We start from the raw sequence: 20533 nt of genomic DNA on the forward strand, positions 1-20533 counted from the left end.
CGCGTCGCCATCACGTCACTCGCACGATCTCGACGCCGGCGGGCGGGGCGGACTCGTCGGTGTTCGGGGTCTTCCCAGGGTCCTCCCCGAACAGCCCGTCCGCCACCTCCAGGACGGAGATTCCCTTCGTGTACGCCTGCTGCGCGATCGCGCCTCCGGCGTACGCGGCGGAGAACGAGCTGCCGCTCCACGTGGCGTAGCCGGGCGGCGCGAAGCAGGCCGAGCGGTCCGTCACCTGCGCCACCCCCTTCAGCACGTCGAGGTCGGCCATCCAGACCTGGCCGGGCAGGAACAGGCCGCGCAGGTTCACGCCGGGCGCCGTGCAGTCGGTCCAGGGCGCCTCGTCCGGGGTGGGGGAGAAGAACGCGGGCGAGCCGTGCGCGCTCCTGGCCCCGACCGCGATGACGGTGGAGCTGGCGGCCGGCCACATCGGGATGTTCGCCGGCAGCTCGGAGAACTGGGTGCCCTCCGGCGCCTCAGCCATGTTCTGGCCGTTGTTGCCGAGGGCGGCGACCTTCACGATGCCGGCCGTGCGCTCGCAGGCGCGGGCCAGCGCGACCGGCTCCCGGCCGTCGGCGGTGGCGCCGCCCAGCGCGATGATCATCATGTCGAGGTCGTCGTCGAGGGCGCCGGCCATCGCGGTGGCCAGCTTCCACGAGTTCGTGGTCAGCCGCTCCTCGTCCAGCACCGGGTAGACGACGAACTCGGCGTCCGGCGCCTGCCGCGCCGCCACCGAGGCGACGAAGATCGCGTGCCCGCTGAACGACACCCACTCCGGCCGGTCGTCGAGCAGCGCGTCGTCGCCGGCGAGCACGTACCGGCCGGCGAACTTGCGGTGCGCGTGCATGGGCGTGTCGAACACGCCGATGCGCGGCCGGCGGCGCGTCGAGGCCGAGCGCGCGGGCAGGTCGAACGCGGGCGCGGGCCGCACGTCGCCGACGCTGCCCCCGCTGTACGGCGAGCCCTCGATGTTCTCGTACACCCGGTTCTTCGCCACGACCGGCCGGTAGCCGGCGTGCTCGGCGGCGGACTTCTCCCGCACGTGGAACAGCAGCAGGTCCAGGTCGGAAGGCTCCTCGCCGTCCTCGTACGCGCCCACGGCCGCCGCCTTGACCCGCTCCCTGAGCCCGGGGTCGAGCTTGCCGGCGCCCTGCGCCAGCCCGTCGAGCTCGAACAGGTCGAGCCCGAGCCGCCGGTCGGAGGCGACGCGCTTCTGCTCGATCCCGAGCGCGGTGAGCTCGCCGCCCACCAGGCGCACGTCCTTCGGATCGATGATGATCTGGTCACGGAAGAACGCCTCGATCCGGCGCCTGACCACGTTGTAGTCGGCCATCGCTGTCTCCTCGGGTGGGGTGGTGGCGGGGTGGGGTGGTAGCGCGCGCTGAGAAACAGAGAGCAGTTGTCGCCGCCGTGATACATCACACGCGGGCGCTGACGCGGCACACTCCCGTCCGTGAGTCAGAGCCCTTCCGATCCGGGCGCGGAGTTGCTGCGGCTCGCCGAGTCCGACCCCGCGCGCCTGATGAGCGTGGCCGCCGGCGTGGCGCGGCGGGCGCGGGCCGCCGGCGACCTCGGGCTCGCCTCGGTCGCGGCGCGGGCCCTGGGCATCGCGTCGCTGCACGTCACCGACCTGCCGGTGGCCGCGCGGCACCTGCGTGACGCCATCCGGCTGGCCGAGCGGGCCGGGGCGCCGGAGCTGGCCGCGCAGGCGCGCCTGCGCCTGTCGTTCGTGCGCTGCGTGCAGGGACGCATGGAGCAGGCGCTGGGCGAGGTGGACCGGGCGGTGCCCGACCTGCGCGGCGCGGGCCGGGCCAGGGCCGAGGCGCAGCGGGCCGTGATCTTCAACCACCTGCGCCGGCCCGACGAGGCGCTGGCCGCCTACCGGCTCGCGGTGCCCGCCCTGCAACAGGCCGGCGACCACCTGTGGCTGCAACGCGTCCTGTCGAACCGGGCGATCGTGCACGGCTACCGCAACGCGTTCGCCGCCGCCGAGCACGACCTGCACGAGGCGGAGCGGCTGTGCCGGCGGCTCGGCCTCGACCTGTCGCTGGCCATCGTGTGGCAGAACCTCGGCTGGATCTGCGCCCACCGCGGCGACGTGCCGGCCGCGCTGCGCTACCTCGACCTCGCCGAGCGGCGCTTCCGCCGGCTCGGCACCCACCAGCTCTGCTGGACGCTGGCCGACCGGACCGAGCTGCTGCTGTCGGCCGGGCTCATCGCGGAGGCCAGGGAGGCGGCCGAGGAGACGCTGGCGGAGTTCGGGCGGCGCAAGCGCAAGGTGGGGCTGCCCGAGGCCCGGCTGCTGCTCGCGCGCACGGCGTACCTGGAAGGGGAGCACGAGCAGGCCGTGCGCGAGGCCCGGCGCGCGGCGCTGGCGTTCGGCCGGCAGCGCCGGACGGAATGGGCGGTGCTGGCCAGGTTCGTGGCGGTGCGGTCGGCGGCGGCGCTGGAGCCGGGACGCGTGAGCGTCGGGCGCGTCGAGCGGTGCGCGGACGAGCTGGCCGCGGCCCGCTGGCTCGGCTCCGAGGTGGAGGCCCGCATGCTGGCCGCCCGGCTGGCCGCCGCACGCGGCTGGCGCGGGCGCGCCCGCCGCCAGCTCCGGCTCGCCGCGCGGCGACGGCGGCGCGGGCCCGCCATCCAGCGCGTGCAGGCCTGGCACGCCGAAGCACTCGTACGGCTGGCGGACGGCGACCGCCGCGGCGCCAAGATCGCGCTGCGCACCGCGTTACGCGTCCACGACGAGCACCGCGCCACCCTGGGCGCGACCGACCTGCGCGCGCACGCGTCCGGGATCCGCGTCGGGGCGGCCGAGCTGGGCCTGCGGACCGCGCTGCGGGACGGCCGGCCCGAGGAGGTGCTGGCCTGGGCGGAGCAGGGCCGCGCCCGGCACCTGCTCATGAGGCCCGCCCGGCCGCCGGACGACCCCCGCCTGGCCGGCCTGCTCGGCCGGCTCCGGGTGGTGGTCGCCGGGATCCAGGACCGGCGCGCCTCAGGGGAGAGCACCGCCGGGCTCACGGAGCGGCAGGTGGCGCTGGAGCGGGAGATCCGCGACTACTGCCGCCACCACGCCGAAGGCGCCGCCCTCGCAACGCTCGCCGCGCCCGTGCCGCCCCGCGAGCTGGGGCGGGCGCTCGGTGACCGGGCACTCGTCGAGTTCCTGCACGTGGACGAGACGATGTACGCCGTCACCGTCGTCGAAGGGCGGGTCCGGCTGCGCGAGCTGGGGCCGCTGGGGCCGATCCGCTCGCTCGTCGAGCGCGTGCCGTTCGCCCTGCGGCGCATGGCCAGGCGGCAGTCGCTGCCCGGCAGCCAGGACGCCGCCGAGCTGCTGCTGCGCGGCACCGCCGACCGGCTCGACGCGCTGCTGATGCGGCCGCTCGCCGGGGACGTGGGGGACCGGCCGCTGGTGGTGGTGCCCAGCGGGCCCGTCCAGGCGCTGCCGTGGTCGGTGCTGCCGTCGTGCGCGGGCCGCCCCCTGTGCCTGTCACCGTCGGCCACCCTGTGGCACGCCGGCGACCAGGCAGGCGGGACGCGGACGGGAGACCAGGCCGGCGGGACGCGGACGGGAGGCGGGCGGGTGCTGGCGGCGGCCGGGCCCGGCCTGCCCGGGGCGCGCGCGGAGGCCGAGGGGGTCGCGTCCATCCACGCGGTGCCCGCCCTGGTCGACGAGGCCGCCCGTACGGAGGCGGTGCTGGCCGCGCTGGACGGCGCCGGGCTCGCGCACATCGCCGCGCACGGCCACGTCCACCCCACCAACCCGCTGTTCTCCTCCCTGCGCCTGGCCGACGGCCCGCTCACCGTCTACGACCTGGAACGGCTGCGCCGCCCGCCCCGCATCGTCATCCTCGCCGCCTGCGACAGCGGCCGGTTCGTCGTCCGGCCGGGGGACGAGCTGCTCGGGCTCAGCGCCACGCTCCTGGCCCTGGGCACCCGCACGATCGTGGCGCCCGTCCTGTCCATCCTGGACATCGAGAGCACCACCCTCATGATCGCCCTGCACAAGCTGCTGGCCGCCGGCCACTCCACGGCCGCCGCGCTCGCTCAGGCACAGCGGCAGGTGGCGGGGGAGGACCTGGCCGCGTACGCGGTGGCGGCCGGGTTCGTCTGCATGGGGGCGGACTCGACCGTCCCCGGATGACCGCCGCGAACGCACCCGTATCAAGCCGCGGCCCGGACGCTCTGGTGCGGATTGCGGGCGAACCCCGACCCGACGGATGGAGCTGATCGCACATGAACCGTCACCAGCGCGGCGAGTACTACGTCACCCGCGAGGGCGTCTACCGGCCCGGCCAGGGCGCCGGCTGCCGGCCGGCCTCGACGTGGGAGGAGCTGCGCCGCTTCCGCTTCTCCCGGCTCGTCCCCCTCTGCCACGACCGGCCCGTGCCGGCCGGCGGCACCGTGGACACGGCTCTGTCCGAGCGCATCGCCCTGGCCATGACCCCGGACGGCGCCACCGACCGCCCCGACTCCGCGATCCCGGCCGGATACACCTACCTCGGCCAGTTCGTCGACCACGACCTCACCGAGAACAAGACCCGCGGCTCGCTCGGCGAGCGGGTCACCGTCGAGCAGCTCGTCCAGGGCCGCTCCCCGGCACTCGACCTCGACTCCCTCTACGGACTCGGCCCCGGCCACCCCGACAGTGCCAGGTTCTACGAGCCGGACGGCGTGCGGCTGCGCACCGGCCGCACCGCCGGGGTGGACGGGCTGCCCGACCTCGACGGGTTCGACCTGGCGCGGGAGGACACCGAGGAGGGCGGGCGGGCGCTGATCCCGGACGCCCGCGACGACGAGAACCTGGCGGTCGCGCAGCTCCACCTCGCGTTCGTCCGCTTCCACAACCGGATCGCGGGCGATCTCGCGGCGCGGGGCGTGCCCCGGGCCCTGCTGTTCGAGCAGGCGCGGGAGAAGGTCGTCCTGCACTACCAGTGGGTGCTGCGGCACGACTACCTGCCGAGGATCGTCGACCCCGCCATCGTCGAGGACGTCTTCACCCGCGGCCGCCAGTTCTTCGAAGTCCCGCTCGACCCGTACCAGGACCTCTACCGGGGCGGCACCGGGACCGGTCCTGGGGGCGGTCCTGGGGGCGGCGACCCGTACGCGAGCGCCGGGCAAGGGCAGCCGCCCACGATGCCCATCGAGTTCTCGATCGCCGCGTTCCGGATCGGGCACAGCATGGTGCGCGACGCGTACCAGTGGAACAGCGTCTTCAACAGCGACCGCCGGACCGACAACCCCCGGCAGAAGGCGCCCGCGACGCTGCCCCTGCTGTTCAGCTTCTCCGGCACCGCCGGCGTCCTGACCGGCGGCAGGCGGCTGCCGTCCTGCTGGATCCCCGACTGGCGGCGCCTGTTCGACCTCGCGGGCGATGGCGAGGCCGGCCCCGCGTGCGCCCCGCCCGGCGGCCGGGTCAACCGGGCCAAACGCATCGACACGCTGCTGGGCCGCTTCCTAGGGCAGCTCCCGCCCGCCTCGTTCGGCGGCTGCGCGCAGCACGTCCCCGCCATCGAGCGCAACCTCGCCTACCGCAACCTCGTCCGCGCCGACATGGTCGGCCTCGCCGGCGGCCAGCAGGCGGCCGAGTTCATGAAGCTCACCCCGCTCGGCGCCGACCAGATCCTCGCCGGCCACCAGGGCGCCGACCTCACCACGCTCGACGCCGGCGACCGGCACCGGGTCGTCACGCGCACGCCGCTGTGGTTCTACGTCCTGCGCGAGGCGGAGCTCAACGACGGGGTGCTCACCGGCGTCGGCGGCCGCATCGTCGCCGAGGTGCTGCACCGCGCCATGGAGGGCAGCCGGTACTCGATCGTCCGCCGCCCCGCCTGGCAGCCGGACCTGCGCTCGTCTTCCGGCCGGTTCACGATGGCGCATCTGGTGCTGCACGCGTTCGACCACGACCCGCGCCTGCTGAACCCGGTCGGGTGACGCCCTCCGCTCGGGCCTTCGTCTAGTACGTACGGGCGCGCGGCCCTGGTTCACTCCCATACCCCTTGGCGGTGCACCCGCGGCGACCGGCCCGAACCGCCCCACAATGAGCCAATGACCTACCCAATGGAGCCCCACCCCGACGACCCCTGGGGCCGGCCCGCACCCCAGCCCCACGACCACCCCGGCCCGGTCGCGCCGCCTCCCCGGCACGGGGCGCCGGCCGCCCCGCCTCCGGAGTACGGGGGGTGGGGCGACGCCGGCGGCGGGCCACGCCACGGCCCCGGCCGCCCGGAGCCCGGCCCGCAGCCCCGCCAGGGCGGGCCGCCACGCGACGCCTATGGCGCGCCCCCCGACGCGGGACCTTACGGGCCGCCCCGCGACGCTTATGGACCGCCGCCCGATCCGGAGTCCTACGGGCCGCCCCGCGACGCTTATGGACCGCCGCCCGAGCCCGGCCCCTACGGGCCGCCTCACGACGCTTACGGGCCGCCGCCCGACCCCGGCCCCTACGGGCCTCCTCCGCACGCGAACCCCCAGACCACCTACGCCGCCCACCCCTACGACCTGGCCCAGAACCCGTACGACTACGGCGGCCTGCCGGTCAAGCGGCACAACACCCTGCTCATCGGCCTGTCCGCCGGCCTGGGCATCGTCCTCCTCCTGGGCGGCACGGCCGGCGCGGTCGCCTACTTCAACACCACCCGCGCCCAGACCACCGGCCTGTCCGGCACCGGGACGTCCGGCCCTACGACGGCACCCCTGCGATCCGACCCGCCGGCGGCCGAGCCGTCCGAGGAGCCGTCCGGAGAACCATCAGAGGAGGCGTCCGACGGGTCTTCGGGCACCACGCGGGGCACGGCGCAGGCCGCACCCGGCTCGCCGATCGAGCACACCGAGTTCGGCGACTGGAAGTTCCGCTTCGAGGGCGTCAAGTTCGAGGCGAACAAGGTCGGGGGCTGGTCGTACGACACGTGCGACCCGGTGGACGGCCAGGGCGTGCTGGCCAGGAACAAGTGCGAGCGGGCCATCCAGGTCGCCTACTCGGCGTACCGGGGGCACCTGCGGGCGGTGCAGGTGACGATGGCGTTCCCGACGGACAAGGCGGCCAAGGCCGCCGCCGCGCGGCTGGCCAAGCTCGACGCGAGCGCGGTGAACATCCGCAGCGACATGACCCTCGACACGTTCGCGTACGGGCAGATCCGCGCCAACGTCGCCAAGAAGTACGTGATCGCCACCATCGTCACCGCCGACCGGACCGCCAAGCCCAAGGCGGACAAGTTCCACCTGTACCTCCAGGCGGACGCCATGAGCTACTTCCTGCTGCGGGACGTGACCATCACCAGCTGAACCCCGCCGTGCGGCATCCGGGTCCGCTGTCAGGGGGAGGCGATGTGCTGTCAGGATCACCCGTTAGGCGGAGTCGCGGGCGGGGGCGCCGACCCTACGATCGGGGGCCATGACGTGGACGCGGCTGAGGGACGTACGCCTCATTCCCGTGGTGTTCGGACCTCTGGTCGCCGTGCTGGCCGTGGCCGAAGCCCGGCTCGGCGCCCTGCCCGGCGGCGCGTGGCTGCCCGGGGTCGGGATGGGCGCGGCCCTGGTGCTCGCCGCCTGGCGTCCCTGGCCGGCGCCCTCGTCGCGGCCCTCTGCCTGCTTGCCGGCCCGCTCGTCCTCGGCACGCCGGGCAGCTCGGCCGCGACGGTGACCGGCATGATCGGCACGCTCCTCTGGACGGGCTGGAGCGCCGGGCGCGCGGCCCGGCGCTCCCGCGAACACGCGACCCGCCTCGCCGACCTGACGGCGGCGCTGGAGGTGGAGCGGGAGGTGAGCGCGCAGGTGGCGGTGGCGTTGGAGCGCACGCGCATCGCGCGGGAGGTGCACGACGCGGTCGCCCACTCGGTGAGCGTGATGACCCTGCAACTGGGGGCGTTGCGGCGGCTTCTCGGTGACCGGCCGGCCGAGCGGGAGGTCGTGGCCGGGCTGGAGCGGCTCGGGCGGCAGACGGTGGAGGAGATGTGCGGCCTCGTCGGCCTCCTGCGCGAGCGTGGGGACGGTGAGCACGTGGATGGCGAGCACGTGGCGCCGATGCCGACGCTGGTGCGGCTGGACGAGCTGATCGAAGACGTCCGGGAGGCCGGCCTCGCCGTGACGCTGGACGCCCCCGCCGACCTGCCCCGGCTGCCGCCCGTCCTGGACGTCACGGCGTACCGCGTGTTGCAGGAGGCCCTGACGAACGTGCTGCGGCACGCCGACGCCGCCCCGACGGCGGTCGCCATCGGCTACAACGAGCAGGCCCTCACCCTGGAGGTCCGCAACGCCCCGTCGGGCGCGACCGGCGCGCCCGTTCTGGCGGGTGCGGGCGGGCGCGCCGGGCACGGGCTGGTGGGTATGCGGGAACGGCTGGCGATGGTGCAGGGCAGCCTGCACACCGGCCCGGAGCCGGACGGCGGTTTCACGGTACGCGCCCGCTTCCCGCTCCCGCGCACCTGGTGAAGACCTCCCGCTCCCGCACCCGGGGCGTCAGAGCCACCCGCTCCGGCGCAGGAGCCGGAAGACGACGACCACGGCGACGGCCATGAGGATCAGCGCGAGGGGATAGCCGAAGGCCCAGTGCAGCTCGGGCATGTGGTCGAAGTTCATGCCGTAGATGCCGGCGATCATGGTGGGCACGGCGATGAGGGCCGCCCACGAGGAGATCTTGCGCATGTCGGCGTTCTGCTGCATGGCAACCTTGTTCTGCTCGCGCCCGGTCAGCGCCAGGTGGGCGGTCAGGGCGCTGGTGAGGAGCTCGTTGTGCTCGTCCACCTGGGCGTCCACGCGCAGCAGGTGGTCGAGCACGTCGCGGAACTGCTCGCGGGTGGCCGAGCACAGCTCCACCCGGCCCTTGACGATCTCCTCCAGCACCGGGATCAGCGGGTCCTGCGCGGTGCGGAATTCGAGGACCTCGCGTTTGAGCGAGTAGATGTCCTCGGTGGCGTCGGCGTACTCGCCGCTGAAGACACGGCGTTCGAGTGCGATCAGGTCGCCCTCGATCTCGTGCGTGATGCGGCCGTAGTCGTCCACGACCTGGTCGCAGATCGCGTACAGCACCCCGGAGGGGCCGGCGGCGAGCAGGGCGGGGTCGGACTCGAGGCGGCGGCGCACCGCGCCGAGCGGCGCCGCCTGCCCGTGCCGGACGCTGATGACGAAGTCGTGGCCGAGGAACAGGTTGATCTCGCCGACCTCGATGTCGGAGGTCTCGTCGGCGTAGAGCAGCGGCTTGAGCACCACGAACAGGGTGTCGTCGTAGCGTTCGAGCTTGGCGCGCTGGTGGGCGTGGATGGCGTCCTCGACCGCGAGCGGGTGCAGCTTCACCTCGTGGGTGATCAGGTCGAACTCCTCCTGCGAGGGGTCGTGCAGGCCGATCCACAGGAAGGAGTCGCCCCTGGCCCGTGCGGCGTTGAAGGCGTCGCTGATGTCGCCGGTGATGGTCTCACGCACGCCGTCGCGGTAGATCGCCTGGTCCACAATCACACTCGGTATTGTCGCGTACGCGGACAACTCGCCCGCACGGGCCGTCGTCACCGGCCTCGCGCACCGGCCGCCCGCTCCGGCCGCTCGCAAATCCCCCGCGCGGCGGGCGAATGGCGAGGACGGTCAGGGCGGCGGCGAGCAGGAAGGCGGCGGCGCCCGCCACCGCCTGCGCCCGCAGCCCCGCCACCAGCCCGCCGCCGTGCGCGACCAGCGTGCCGACCAGGGCCACGCCGATGGCGCTGCCCGTCTGCCGGGCGGCGTTGAAGACGGCCGACGCGGCCCCGCCCAGCTCGGCGGGCGCCGCCTCCATGACGGCGGCGGTGGCGGCGGGCATCGTGAACCCGGTCCCGAACCCGGTGAGCACCATCGGCGCGACCAGCGCCCAGTACGCCGTGTCCCGGTCGGCGACGAGCCAGCCGAGCAGCCCGGCCGCGCCGAGCACCAGCCCGTACGCCATCGGCACGTGGGGGCCGCGCCGCCCGGCGAGCCGCCCGCCGAGCGGTGAGGCGATCATGGGCATCAACGCCATGGGCAGCATGGCCAGCCCGGTCGGCAACGCGCCGAGCCCCCGTACCTGCTGGAAGTACAGCGGCACGGCGAACAGCAGCCCGTAGAACCCGAGGTTGAGCAGCACGCCCACGACCGCCGACGCGGAGAACCGCCGCTCGCCGAACAGCTCCAGCGGCACCATCGGCGCCCGCGCCCGCCGTTCGAGCAGCAGGAAGGCCGGCAGCGCCAGCCCGAACAGGACGAACCCGCCCAGCGTCAGCGGCGACGCCCAGCCGTGCCCGCCCGCCTCGATCAACGCCCAGGTCAGCCCGCCCAGGCACAGGGCCCCCGTCACCTGGGCGGGCACGTCGAGCCCGGCGCGGGGGCCGGACGGGGCGGGCGCGGGGACGTACCTTCTGGTCAGGTGGAAGCCGAGCAGCCCGAACGGCAGGTTGACGAAGAACACCGAGCGCCACCCGGCGGCGGCCACCAGCACCCCGCCGAGCACCGGCCCGGCTGCGGCGGCGAGCCCCGCGACCATGCCCCACACGCCGAACGCCCGCGCCCGCGCCCCGCTGTCGGGGTAGGCGGCGCGGAGCAGCGCGAGCGAGGCCGGCACCATCATCGCGGCGCCCGCCCCCTGCACCAGCCGGGCGCCGACCAGCACGCCGGCGCTCGGCGCCAGCCCGCACGCCGCCGACGCCACCGTGAACACGGCCAGCCCCGCGAGGAACACCCGCCGGCCGCCGACCCGGTCACCGAGCCCGCCGCCCATCAGCAGCAGCCCGGCGAACGCGAGCGTGTAACCGTCCACCACCCACTGCAGGACGGTCAGATCGGCACGCAGACTCGCGCCGATCACGGGGACGGCGACGGCGACCACGGTGACGTCCAGGATGACGAGGAAGTAGCCCAGGCAGAGCGCGACCAGCGGCCACCTGCCGGCGGAGGAGCGGTGACGTTCGGGAACAGCCATGACCCCAGCCTCGTACGGGATGACTACGGTGCTCGCCGAAGTGTCCCCGGCATAGCCTGGACGTCATGTGGAAGACCGCGACGGAGACCGACATCGCCGAGGTCGCGGCGGCCATCGGCGACCCCTCGCGCGCCAAGGTGCTGCGCGCCCTCGCCGACGGCGGCGCCCTGCCGGCCGGCGCGCTGGCCGCCGAGGCCGGCGTCAGCCTGTCCACGATCAGCGGCCACCTGGCCCGGCTGCGGGAGGCCAAGCTGCTCACCGTCGAGCACGACGGCCGGCGCCGCTACTACCGCCTGGCCAGCACCGACGTGGCCCGCGCGCTGGAGGAGCTGGCCAGGATCGCCCGGCCGCTGCCGGTCCGCTCGCTGAGCGACAGCGTGCGCGCGCACGCGCTGATGCGGGCCCGGCTGTGCTACGACCACCTGGCCGGGCAGCTCGGTGTCGCGCTGCTCGCCGCGCTGGTGGACGGCGGGGTGCTCGACGGCAGCGGCGGCGGCTACCGGATCACCCCGGCTGGGCTCGGCGTGCTGGGCGACTTCGGCATCGACGCCGGCGAGTTCTCCCGGCGGCGGCCCGCGATCCGCTACTGCGTCGACTGGGGCGAGGGCCGCCACCACCTGGCCGGGGCGCTGGGCGCGGCGGTGACGCGGCGGCTGTTCGAGCTGGAGTGGCTGCGCAAGGGGCGGGCCAGGCGGGTCGTGCACCTCACCGACGCCGGCCGCACCGGCCTGCACCGGACGTTCGGCGTCCCCCTCGACTGGGACGCCTGAGCCGCGGGGCGGTTGGGACGGCTGAGCTGAGCGGCGGGCGGGACTTCCGTTCATCCGGAAAGCGGGCCTACCCGGGGCACAATGGGGAGCGAGGAGGTTCGCGGTGGCCGATGGAGTGGTGTTCGAGAGCGTGGCGCCGGTGGTGCCGGTGCGGGACCTGGACGCGGCGATGGAGCGCTACCGGCGGCTCGGCTTCGGCGTGCGCGCCTACGAGGGCGGCGCCCGTTACGCCTTCGTCGAGCGCGGCGGGGTGTCGCTGCACCTGACCGAATGGGCCGAGCACGACCCCAAGCGCAGCGGCGCCGCTGTCTACCTGTACGTGTCCGACGTGGACGCCCTGCACGCCGAGTGGGCGGCGGCCGGCGTCCCGGGGCGGCTCGGGCAGCCCCAGGACACCGAGTACGGGCTGCGCGAGCTCGCCTACGTCGACCCGGACGGAACCCTGCACCGCGCCGGCTCACCCCTCTGAGCCCCTCTTAGACCGTCGGTCAGAGGTCCGCCAGCAGGGTCGCCGGGCGTTCCACGCAGTCGGCGACGTAACGCAGGAAGCCCCCTGCGACGCCGCCGTCGCACACGCGGTGGTCGAACGTGAACGACAGCTGCGTGACCTTGCGGACGGCGAGGGTGCCGTCCAGCACCCACGGCCGGTCGATGATGCGGCCGACGCCCAGGAGCGCCGCCTCCGGATGGTTGATGATCGGCGTGGAGCCGTCCACGCCGAACACGCCGTAGTTGTTCAGCGTGAACGTGCCCCCCGTCAGCGCCTTCGGCGGCAGCGTGCCCTCGCGGGCCAGGGCGGTCAGGCGGGCCAGCTCCGCCGCCAGCTCCGTCAGCGTCATCCGGTGGGCGTCGTGGACGACCGGGACGACCAGGCCGCGCTCCGTCTGGGCGGCGAAGCCCAGGTGGATCTCGGGGTAGCGGACGATCTCGGCGCGTTCGAGGTCCACCGTCGAGTTCAGCTCCGGGTAGCGGCGCAGGCCGGCGACGCAGATGCGGGCCAGGAGCGCCAGCAGCCCGATCCGCCGGTCCGGGACGGCCGCCCGCAGCGCGTCCTTGATCTCCAGCAGGCCGGTCGCGTCCACGTCCACCCAGGTCGTGGCGTCGGGGATCTCGCTCCTGCTCCGGGACAGCTTCTCCGCCACCGCCCGGCGCAGCCCGCGCAGCGGGATGCGCTCCGGCTCCTGGGGTGAGGCGGCGGGCGCACCTTGAGGCGCGGCAGGGGCGGCGGCGGGTGTGCTCGGGCGTGGTTCCGGGACGCGTGCGCCGGCCTCCGCGATGGCCCGCTCGACGTCCTTGCGCAGGATGACCCGGTTCGGGCCGCTGGGAGTGATCCGCGCCAGGTCGAGACCGTTCTCCTGCGCCAGCCTGCGCACCAGCGGCGAGATCACACGCGGCGCCCCGCCCCGGTCCGCGCCGCCGCGCGGGACGGCGGCCGGCCCCGCGGGCTGCGCGTCGGCGTGCGGGACCGCGCTCAGCGCGGCTCCATGGGCGGCGCCGGCGGCGGTGCGACCCCTGCGCCGGCGGCGGCGCCCAGCGAGGTGGCCGGTGCCGTAGCCGATCAGGACATTTCCGGATCCGGCCTGCTCCTCCTCCCGGTACCGCTCCGCCGCCGGGTCGGCCCCGCCGCCCGGGCTGATGGAGATGAGCGGATCACCCACCGAGAGGGTCGTCCCAGCGGGTGCGTGCAGCTCCAGCACCGTGCCCGCGTAAGGGACGGGCACCTCGACGGCGGCCTTGGCCGTCTCGACCTCCACCACGATCTGGTCGACCGCGACCGTGTCCCCCACGGCGACCTTCCAGACGAGAACCTCGGCCTCCGTCAGCCCCTCGCCGAGGTCGGGCAGCCGGAAGAGCTGGGCCTCAAGGGTGTTCACGCGGCCCCCCTCGACAGGTGCCGGACGTCGGGCCGGTCGTCGAACTGAAGCCGGTCCACCGCGTCCAGGATCCGGTCGACCCCGGGCAGGTGGACGTGCTCCAGCTTCGGCGGCGGGTAGGGGATGTCGAACCCGGCGACCCGCAGCACGGGCGCGGCCAGCGAGTGGAAGCACCGCTCCTGCACCCGGGCCGCGATCTCGGCCCCCACGCCCGCGAACCCCTGCGCCTCCTGCACGACCACGCACCGCCCGGTGCGCCGCACCGAGGCGGCCACGGTCTCGTCGTCGAACGGCACGATCGTGCGCAGGTCGACGACCTCCAGGTCCAGGCCGTCCTCGGCGGCGGCGGAGGCGGCCTCCAGGGCGACGGGCACGGAGGGGCCGTAGGCGACGAGGGTGGCGTCGCGGCCGGGCCGCCGCACCACGGCCCGCCCGAACGGGGCCGCCGCGCGCCGCTCCAGCGCCGCCTCGGCCTTGGCCCAGTACAGCTTCTTCGGCTCCAGGAACACGACGGGGTCGGGGTCGGCGATGGCGTCCCGCAGCAGCCAGTAGGCGTCCTCGGGGGTGGCGGGGGTGACGACCTTCAGTCCGGGGGTGTGCGCGTAGTACGCCTCGCTGGAGTCGCAGTGGTGCTCGACCCCGCCGATGCCGCCCGCGTACGGGACCCGGATCACCATCGGCAGCGCCAGCCGCCCGCGCGTGCGGTTGCGCAGCTTGGCGACGTGCGAGGCGATCTGCTCGAACGCCGGGTAGGCGAACGCGTCGAACTGCATCTCCACGACCGGGCGGAAGCCGCCCATGGCCATGCCGACCGCGAGCCCGACGATGCCGGATTCGGCCAGCGGCGTGTCGAAGCACCGCTCCTCGCCGAAGTCCCTGGTCAGCCCGTCGGTGATGCGGAAGACGCCGCCGAGGGGGCCGACGTCCTCGCCGAAGACGAGCACGCGTTCGTCGTCGCGCAGCGCGTCGCGCAGGGCGGTGTTCAGTGCCTGCGCCATCGAGACGGTGGGCATGTCAGCTCTCCTGTGCGTTCAGCTCGGCCCGCAGCTGCTCGCGCTGTTCGAGGAGCTGGGGGGTGGGCTCGGCGTAGACGTGGTCGAAGATCTCGAGGAGGTCGGGCTCGGTGTCGGCGTTCATGCGGGCGCGCAGCCCGGCCGCGAACGTCTCGCCCTGGGTGCGGGCGGACTCGACGTCGTCGTCGGTGAGCAGGCCCCGCCCGCGCAGGTACGTCTCCAGCCGCCGCACCGGGTCGGCCCCGGCCCAGCGGCGCACCTCGTCGTCGTCGCGGTAGCGGCCGGCGTCGTCGGCGTTGGTGTGCGCGTCCATCCGGTACGTGTGCGCCTCGACGAGGAACGGCCCCCGTCCGCTACGGGCGTGCTCGACGGCGGCGCCCAGCACGGACAGCACGGCCACGAGGTCGTTGCCGTCCACCTGCTCGGCGGGCACGCCGTACCCGACGCCCTTGTACGCCAGCGCCGGCGCCGCGCTCTGCTTGGCCAGCGGCACGGAGATGGCGTACTTGTTGTTCTGCACGAAGAAGACCACGGGGGCCTTGAGCACGGCGGCGAAGTTGAGCGCCTCGTGGAAGTCGCCCTCGCTGGTGCCGCCGTCGCCGACGAAGGCCATGGCGACGCCGTCCTCGCCCTTGCGGCGCAGCGCCTCGGCCATGCCGGTGGCGTGCAGCACCTGCGTGGCCAGCGGCGTGCACTGGGGGGCGACGCGGGTGGCGGCGGGGTCGTAGCCGCAGTGCCAGTCGCCGCGCAGCAGCGTCAGCACCTCGACGGGGTCGAGCCCGCGCGCGACGAGCGCGACCGAGTCGCGGTAGGTGGGGAACAGCCAGTCCCGCTCGCGCAGCGCGAGCACGCCGCCGACCTGGCAGGCCTCCTGGCCACGGCTGGAGGGGTAGACGGCGAGCCGGCCCTGCTTGGTCAGGGCGGTCGCCTGGGTGTCGAAGCGCCGCCCCACGACCATCCACCGGTACGCCTCGCGCAGCAGCTCGTCCGGCGGGATGGCGTACCCGGCGGGTGCTTTCACCGCGGTGCCGCTCTCATCGACGAACCGGATGGGGGCCGGTGAGGGCAGCAGCTCCCGCACGGCTTTCGCCGACGTCTTCGTGGACATGGGAGAGCTCGCTTTCTGCCGAGATCCTTCCTGAGGACATTTGTCACAGAAAGCGTCCGCCTGCCTGGCCATCCGTTCAAGACTCGGCGGATAATGAGCGACAAATGGTTCGCAACCCATCTTCGGGAGGCCAATTGTCGTCGGAAGGGGCCCACGGAAGCGGCTGGCCAGGACATTCGGCCGCCGGGCTGGACGCGGTGGATCGGGCGATCATCGCCGAGCTCCTGCGCGACGGCCGGATGTCGGTGCGCACGCTGGCCGAGCGCGTGCACATCTCGCGCGCCAACGCCTATGCCCGGCTCACCCGCCTGATGGACGACGGCGTGATCACCGGGTTCACCGTCGAGCTCGCGCCGCACAAGGCCGGCCTCGGCACGAGCGCGTACGTGTCGGTGACCATCGAGCAGAACTCCTGGCGCGCGGTGCTGGCCCAGCTCAAGGAGATCCCCTTCGTCGAGCACTTCGCCATGGTCGGCGGCGACTACGACATCCTGGTCCTGGTCAGGACCCCGGACAACGAGACGCTGCGGCACGTGGTGCTGGAGCGCATCCAGGACGTGCCGGGCGTGCTGTCGACGCGGACGTGGCTGGTGTTCGACGAGGCGCGGGGCAGCGGCGCCCACTGGAGGGCGCCGGACCAGAGCGGCGGACCGGAGCGCCGGGCCAAGGCGCCGGACCAGGCGTGACGGTCAGAACGGGATCGGCAGGCGGACCATGCCGGCCAGGGCGAGAAGCTGCTCGGCGTCGTCCACCGGCGGCTGGATCCGGCGCATGATCCACTGCTTGACCTCCTTGCCGCGCTCCCCGCTGAGCGCGACCTGCCGGTCCCAGCCCTTCGTGTAGAGGCCGCCGGCGGCCCCCAGGTCCAGGCAGGTCACGTACGGCGCGGGCGCGAAGTCGATCGGCTCCAGGCCGAGCAGGTCGGCGGCGGCGTTGTGGCCGGCCGTCTTGCCCATCGGGGTCGCGTGCTGGCAGCTCTGCATGACGTCGTGGGAGTCGTCGAAGCGGGCCGCCGCCACGTCCCCGGCCGCGAACACCGCGCCCGACGGCTCCTCGACCCGCATCCACCGGTCGACGGCCAGGCGGCCGAGCCGGTCGCGGCGCGCCGGGACCTGCTCGGTGAGCGCGTCGGCCCGCATCCCCGCCGTCCAGATGACCGCGTCGGCGGCGACCCGCGTCCCGTCGGACAGGACCGCTGCGCCCGGCTCGACGGCGTGCAGGGAGGTGCGCAGGCGCACCTCGATGCCGAGCCGGTCGAGGGCGTCCTCGATGGACGGGCGCGGCGTCGGCCCCAGGTCGGGCCCCACGACGTCCGCCCGCTCGACGAGCACCACCCGCCCGCGCCCGGCCAGCTCGGTCGCCACCTCCAGCCCCGTGAACCCGGCCCCGACGACCACGGCCGTGAAGCCCTCGCGGCCCCGCAGGTGGTCGGCCAGCCGCCGGGCACCCCGCAGCGTGTCCACGTCGAACAGCAGCCCGGCCCCCGGCAGCTCCGGCCGCACCAGCCGGCTGCCCGTCGCCAGCACCAGCCGGTCGTAGCCGAGCACGTCCCCGCCGGCGTGCACCTCGCGGCGCTCCACGTCGATCCGCTCCGCCCAGGCCCGCCGGTGCCGGACGTCGATGGGCTTGAGCAGCCCGGCCAGCGGGACGGTCGCCCGGTCGGGCTCGGCCTCGTACATGCGGGGGCGCAGCACGAGCTCGTCGTCCGGCGCGACCAGCGTGATGTCGAGGTCGGCGCCGTCGCGCACGCGCGCGGCCGCGGCCGCCGCCCACACTCCGGCGAACCCGGCACCGAGGATCACGATGTGCGGCATGTGTGTCTCCTTCGTCAGTGACGTCCTGGTGGTCGCCAGGGAGACAACACAGCCCGCTCAAAGGTGACTGAGATGCCGGAGCTTGTCCGGATTCACCACCCGCCAGATGGTGACGATCCGCCCGTCGCGGATCTCGAACGTGTCCACCCACACCGGCACGCCGTCCCGGTAGGTGACCAGCGCCGGCTGCCCGCCCACCTCGATCGGCTCGATCCGCTCGGCCGGGCGCCGCCCCTCGATCCAGGCCAGCATCGAGGCCAGCCGGTCACGGCCGCGCACCGGCACGCGGGCCGCCGTGGTCCTGCCGCCGCCGTCGGCGACGTACACGACGTCCGGATGCAGCACCGCCACCAGCCGGGCCAGGTCGCCGGCCTGGGAGGCGGCGCGGAAGGCGGCGACCACCCGCTCCCGCTCGCCGCGCGCGGCCTCCGGCTCGCGCTCGCGCGCCGCCGCCACCCGGGCGCGCGCCCGCGAGGCCAGCTTGCGGGTGGCCGGCACCGACTTGCCGAGCACCTCGGCGATCTGCTCGAACGGCAGCCCGAACACGTCGTGCAGCACGAACGCCACCCGCTCCGGCGGCGCCAGCTCCCGCATCACCACCATCATGGCGGTGCCCACCGACTCGTCCACGAGCACCGGGCCGGCCGCGTCGGGCCCGGTCAGCAGCGGCTCCGGCAGCCACGGCCCGACGTAGTCCTCGCGCCGCACCCGGGCCGACTTCAGCACGTTGTACGACGTCCGCGCCGCCACCGTGATCAGCCACGCCCGCAGGTCCACCACCCGCTCCAGGTCGTCCGAGGCCGCCGCCGCCCGCAGCCAGACGTCCTGCACGACGTCCTCGGCCTCGGCCACGCTGCCCAGCAGCCGGTACGCGGCGCCGAACACGGCTGGCCGGTGCGACTCCCACTCCTCCCGCAGACGCGGACTCAGCTCCATCCCGCGCATTCTAGGCACGCGCGTGTCCGGCCCCCGAAGGGTGGTTCACTTGGCGGTGCGGACCAGCACGTCGCGGATGAGGGCGGCCACCTCCTCGGGGGTGAAGTCCATCGCGTTCTCGCCGACGGTGACCTCGAAGCTGCAGCGGTACGGGTCGGGCCCGCCGCGCACCCGCCCCCAGAGCTGGACCCCCTGCTCCTCCAGCAGCTCCCGCCCGGCCCGCTCGACGGCCCGCCTGGGCGCCGGCAGGTGCACGTGGAACAGCGGCGTCTGCGGCACGTCGGGCCGGGTGCGGGCGGCGCCGTCGGCGTTGACGGCGGCGGCGATCGCGATCGCGTGCTCCCGGTAGGCGGGCATGCGCTCGGCAATGGTGTCGAGGCCGGTCAGGGCGGCCAGGGCGAGCGGCCACGCGTCGGCGATGCCGCCGCCGAGCCGCTGCCGCCACACCCCGGCGGCGGCCACCGTGGCCGCGTCCGCGGCGAGCACGGCGCCCCGGACGCCTTGGAGGCTCTTGTAGAGGGAGACGTACACGGAGTCGAACAGGCCGGCGATCTCGTTCAGCGGCCGGCGGTAGTACGTCTGGGCCTCCCACAGCCGGGCCCCGTCGAGGTGCGCGGCGGCGCCGGTGGCCCGGACCAGCCCGACCTGCTCGCCCAGCTCGTCCCACTCGGGGAGCAGGCCGCCGAGGTCGCGTTGCGGCAGCTCCCAGACCACCGCCGCCAGCGGCTCGCCGATGGAGGTCAGGTCGTGCGCGGTCATCAGCTCGTACGGGTCGCCGGTGCGGCGGAAGCGCAGCCCGTGGACCGCGTTGTAGCCCTGCTCCTCCCACACGTCGAGGTGGCTGCACGGGTGCCCGGCGAAGGTGCGGCGCCCGCTGCGGTCGGCGTGCACGCGCAGCACGGCCTGCTGCGCCATCGTCCCGCTCGGGAAGAACAGCGCGCGCTCCTTGCCGAGCAGCCCGGCCAGCCGCCGCTCCAGCACCGCGACCGGGCCGTCGGGCCCGTCGGGCGGGGTGTCGTCGTCCACCAGCTCCAGCATCCGCTCCAGCACCACGCGCGGCCTGCGCCGCAGCGGCGCGTGCAGGAACAACGCCCGTCGTACGGGCGGAGGGTCATCGGCCATGTCCGGCTCCCAGCACGTCGTTCGCACGAGCATACCGATCGCCCCTGAGGCGGGGCCCGGACGCGGTCTTGTGGCGAGGAGCGGCCAAGGGGGTGTCCCGGCGGGCTCCGGCTTGTCACACTCGGGGCCGTAGCCGGCCATCGCCGGCGCCGGCCGCCCCTCCGAGGAGACGCCTGTGACTGTGATCGACGACCTGCCCGCCCCGCGTACGGCCGTACCGCTGCTCCTCGGCGCCCTCGCGACGAGCGCGCCGCTCGCCCTGGGCCTGGAGCCGTCCGGGGCGGAGGTGCTCATGATGGGCGCCGGCCTGCCCGTACGGCTGCGCCCGCTGCGCCGCCGCCTGGCCAGGCTCATGTACGACCAGCGCTACGGCGTGAACACCGCGGACTTCGCCGACCTCGCCGACTTCGGCCTCGACCACCCCGAGCGCGTCTACTACTCGCCGGCCCACTGGGGCACGCTGCGCCGGGCGCTGCCCGCCGGCGAGGTCAGCCACCGGGACGTGTTCCTCGACCTGGGCGCGGGCAAGGGCCGCATGGTGCTGGAGGCGGCGGGCAGGTACCCGTTCCGGCGGGTGATCGGGGTCGAGCTGTCGCCGGAGCTGACCGAGGTGGCCAGGGCGAACCTGGCCAGGACCAGGCTGCGGCTGCGCGCCCGCGAGGTCGAGTTCGTCAGCTCGGACGTGCTCGACTACGACATCCCCGACGACGTCAGCGTGGTGTTCCTGAACAACCCGTTCCGCGGCCGCACGTTCGCCGCCGCCATGGAGCGGCTGCTGCACTCGGCCGACAGGAACCCGCGCCCGATCACCCTCATCTACTTCAACCCCGTCGAGGAGGCGCACCTGCTGAGCACCGGCCGTTTCCGTCACCTCCGCACAGTGGCCCGCACGGTCGCGCCGTGGCGGCGGCGCGGGGAGGCGGGCGTGTTCGGCACGACCCGCGTGTACGCGGTGACCGCGCGGGGGTGATCCCTGCCCCCCGCGCG

At 74.7% G+C, this 20533-nt stretch carries 18 protein-coding genes; 9 read left to right on the forward strand and 9 right to left on the reverse strand.

Annotated elements, in window-relative coordinates:
* Positions 1-10: 10 nt before the first annotated feature.
* Complete coding sequence (locus tag KIS93_RS52425; protein WP_080037438.1) at positions 11-1333, reverse strand: S8/S53 family peptidase; 1323 nt, start codon at positions 1331-1333, stop codon at positions 11-13.
* Positions 1334-1453: 120 nt separating this feature from the next.
* Here KIS93_RS52425 and KIS93_RS52430 point away from each other — a divergent pair, with 120 nt between their 5' ends.
* The 5 genes from KIS93_RS52430 (at position 1454) to KIS93_RS52450 (ending at position 8424) form a co-directional block, all read left to right on the forward strand.
* Positions 1454-4138 carry a CHAT domain-containing protein gene (locus KIS93_RS52430; protein ID WP_155126681.1) on the forward strand — a complete coding sequence of 895 codons (2685 nt, stop codon included), beginning with the start codon at positions 1454-1456 and terminating at the stop codon, positions 4136-4138.
* A gap of 92 nt (positions 4139-4230) precedes the next feature.
* Positions 4231-5928, forward strand: coding sequence for a peroxidase family protein (locus KIS93_RS52435; protein WP_080037440.1), 1698 nt, complete (start codon positions 4231-4233; stop codon positions 5926-5928).
* Between the two features lie 114 nt (positions 5929-6042).
* Positions 6043-7278: a hypothetical protein gene (locus KIS93_RS52440; protein ID WP_155126684.1), complete on the forward strand. Its 1236-nt coding sequence runs from the start codon at positions 6043-6045 to the stop codon at positions 7276-7278.
* 109 nt (positions 7279-7387) lie between these two features.
* The gene (locus tag KIS93_RS52445) at positions 7388-7636 is read left to right on the forward strand and encodes a hypothetical protein (RefSeq protein ID WP_186404954.1); all 249 of its coding nucleotides are present in this window, start codon (positions 7388-7390) and stop codon (positions 7634-7636) included.
* Positions 7637-7641: 5 nt separating this feature from the next.
* Positions 7642-8424, forward strand: a complete 783-nt coding sequence (locus KIS93_RS52450; RefSeq protein WP_186404955.1) for a sensor histidine kinase — start codon at positions 7642-7644, stop codon at positions 8422-8424.
* Between the two features lie 27 nt (positions 8425-8451).
* Here KIS93_RS52450 and corA read toward each other — a convergent pair whose 3' ends face one another.
* Together corA and KIS93_RS52460 are read right to left on the reverse strand one after the other, a co-directional pair.
* Complete coding sequence (gene corA / locus KIS93_RS52455; RefSeq protein WP_080037443.1) at positions 8452-9444, reverse strand: magnesium/cobalt transporter CorA; 993 nt, start codon at positions 9442-9444, stop codon at positions 8452-8454.
* The gene (locus KIS93_RS52460; RefSeq protein WP_080037444.1) at positions 9404-10909 is read right to left on the reverse strand and encodes an MFS transporter; all 1506 of its coding nucleotides are present in this window, start codon (positions 10907-10909) and stop codon (positions 9404-9406) included. The genes corA and KIS93_RS52460 overlap by 41 nt, the downstream gene beginning before the upstream one ends.
* 65 nt (positions 10910-10974) lie before the next feature.
* Between KIS93_RS52460 and KIS93_RS52465 the strand changes: the two genes are divergently transcribed.
* Both KIS93_RS52465 and KIS93_RS52470 read left to right on the forward strand, forming a co-directional pair.
* On the forward strand, positions 10975-11679 hold the full coding sequence (locus KIS93_RS52465; protein ID WP_080037445.1) for an ArsR/SmtB family transcription factor: 705 nt from the start codon (positions 10975-10977) through the stop codon (positions 11677-11679).
* Positions 11680-11782: 103 nt separating this feature from the next.
* The gene (locus KIS93_RS52470; RefSeq protein WP_222107973.1) at positions 11783-12148 is read left to right on the forward strand and encodes a bleomycin resistance protein; all 366 of its coding nucleotides are present in this window, start codon (positions 11783-11785) and stop codon (positions 12146-12148) included.
* Positions 12149-12167: 19 nt separating this feature from the next.
* Here the strand turns inward: KIS93_RS52470 and KIS93_RS52475 are convergent, their stop codons facing one another.
* Genes KIS93_RS52475 through pdhA form a run of 3 tightly spaced genes read right to left on the reverse strand, consistent with a single transcriptional unit; the run spans position 12168 to position 15674 of the window.
* A complete protein-coding gene (locus KIS93_RS52475; RefSeq protein WP_080037447.1) occupies positions 12168-13553 on the reverse strand; it encodes a dihydrolipoamide acetyltransferase family protein in 1386 nt (461 codons plus the stop codon).
* Positions 13550-14566 carry an alpha-ketoacid dehydrogenase subunit beta gene (locus KIS93_RS52480; protein ID WP_080037448.1) on the reverse strand — a complete coding sequence of 339 codons (1017 nt, stop codon included), beginning with the start codon at positions 14564-14566 and terminating at the stop codon, positions 13550-13552. Before KIS93_RS52480 ends, KIS93_RS52475 begins: the two co-directional genes overlap by 4 nt.
* Position 14567: 1 nt before the next feature.
* Positions 14568-15674, reverse strand: a complete 1107-nt coding sequence (gene pdhA / locus KIS93_RS52485; protein ID WP_080037449.1) for a pyruvate dehydrogenase (acetyl-transferring) E1 component subunit alpha — start codon at positions 15672-15674, stop codon at positions 14568-14570.
* Positions 15675-15808: 134 nt separating this feature from the next.
* Between pdhA and KIS93_RS52490 the strand changes: the two genes are divergently transcribed.
* A complete protein-coding gene (locus KIS93_RS52490) occupies positions 15809-16360 on the forward strand; it encodes an Lrp/AsnC family transcriptional regulator (RefSeq protein ID WP_418114235.1) in 552 nt (183 codons plus the stop codon).
* Positions 16361-16363: 3 nt separating this feature from the next.
* Here the strand turns inward: KIS93_RS52490 and KIS93_RS52495 are convergent, their stop codons facing one another.
* Genes KIS93_RS52495 through KIS93_RS52505 form a run of 3 tightly spaced genes read right to left on the reverse strand, consistent with a single transcriptional unit; the run spans position 16364 to position 19546 of the window.
* Positions 16364-17488, reverse strand: coding sequence for an NAD(P)/FAD-dependent oxidoreductase (locus KIS93_RS52495; protein ID WP_080037451.1), 1125 nt, complete (start codon positions 17486-17488; stop codon positions 16364-16366).
* 57 nt (positions 17489-17545) lie between these two features.
* Entirely contained in the window at positions 17546-18424 is an 879-nt protein-coding gene (sigJ, locus tag KIS93_RS52500; protein WP_080046563.1) for an RNA polymerase sigma factor SigJ, read from the reverse strand.
* A gap of 45 nt (positions 18425-18469) precedes the next feature.
* The gene (locus KIS93_RS52505) at positions 18470-19546 is read right to left on the reverse strand and encodes a threonine aldolase family protein (RefSeq protein ID WP_080037452.1); all 1077 of its coding nucleotides are present in this window, start codon (positions 19544-19546) and stop codon (positions 18470-18472) included.
* A 175-nt stretch (positions 19547-19721) separates the two neighbouring features.
* Between KIS93_RS52505 and KIS93_RS52510 the strand changes: the two genes are divergently transcribed.
* Positions 19722-20516: a class I SAM-dependent methyltransferase gene (locus tag KIS93_RS52510; RefSeq protein WP_230466042.1), complete on the forward strand. Its 795-nt coding sequence runs from the start codon at positions 19722-19724 to the stop codon at positions 20514-20516.
* Positions 20517-20533 lie beyond the last annotated feature (17 nt).

It is taken from the genome of [Actinomadura] parvosata subsp. kistnae (genome assembly GCF_900323885.1).
GTDB lineage: Bacteria > Actinomycetota > Actinomycetes > Streptosporangiales > Streptosporangiaceae > Nonomuraea > Nonomuraea composti.

Coding starts and splice junctions, on each gene's coding strand:
- KIS93_RS52465 (WP_080037445.1), top strand. CDS start 10,975: ATGTGGAAGACCGCGACGGAGACCGACATCGCCGAGGTCGCGGCGGCC.
- KIS93_RS52495 (WP_080037451.1), bottom strand. CDS start 17,488: ATGCCGCACATCGTGATCCTCGGTGCCGGGTTCGCCGGAGTGTGGGCG.
- KIS93_RS52460 (WP_080037444.1), bottom strand. CDS start 10,909: ATGGCTGTTCCCGAACGTCACCGCTCCTCCGCCGGCAGGTGGCCGCTG.
- KIS93_RS52425 (WP_080037438.1), bottom strand. CDS start 1,333: ATGGCCGACTACAACGTGGTCAGGCGCCGGATCGAGGCGTTCTTCCGT.
- KIS93_RS52440 (WP_155126684.1), top strand. CDS start 6,043: ATGACCTACCCAATGGAGCCCCACCCCGACGACCCCTGGGGCCGGCCC.
- KIS93_RS52480 (WP_080037448.1), bottom strand. CDS start 14,566: ATGCCCACCGTCTCGATGGCGCAGGCACTGAACACCGCCCTGCGCGAC.
- sigJ (WP_080046563.1), bottom strand. CDS start 18,424: ATGGAGCTGAGTCCGCGTCTGCGGGAGGAGTGGGAGTCGCACCGGCCA.
- KIS93_RS52505 (WP_080037452.1), bottom strand. CDS start 19,546: ATGGCCGATGACCCTCCGCCCGTACGACGGGCGTTGTTCCTGCACGCG.
- KIS93_RS52445 (WP_186404954.1), top strand. CDS start 7,388: ATGACGTGGACGCGGCTGAGGGACGTACGCCTCATTCCCGTGGTGTTC.
- KIS93_RS52450 (WP_186404955.1), top strand. CDS start 7,642: ATGATCGGCACGCTCCTCTGGACGGGCTGGAGCGCCGGGCGCGCGGCC.
- pdhA (WP_080037449.1), bottom strand. CDS start 15,674: ATGTCCACGAAGACGTCGGCGAAAGCCGTGCGGGAGCTGCTGCCCTCA.
- KIS93_RS52435 (WP_080037440.1), top strand. CDS start 4,231: ATGAACCGTCACCAGCGCGGCGAGTACTACGTCACCCGCGAGGGCGTC.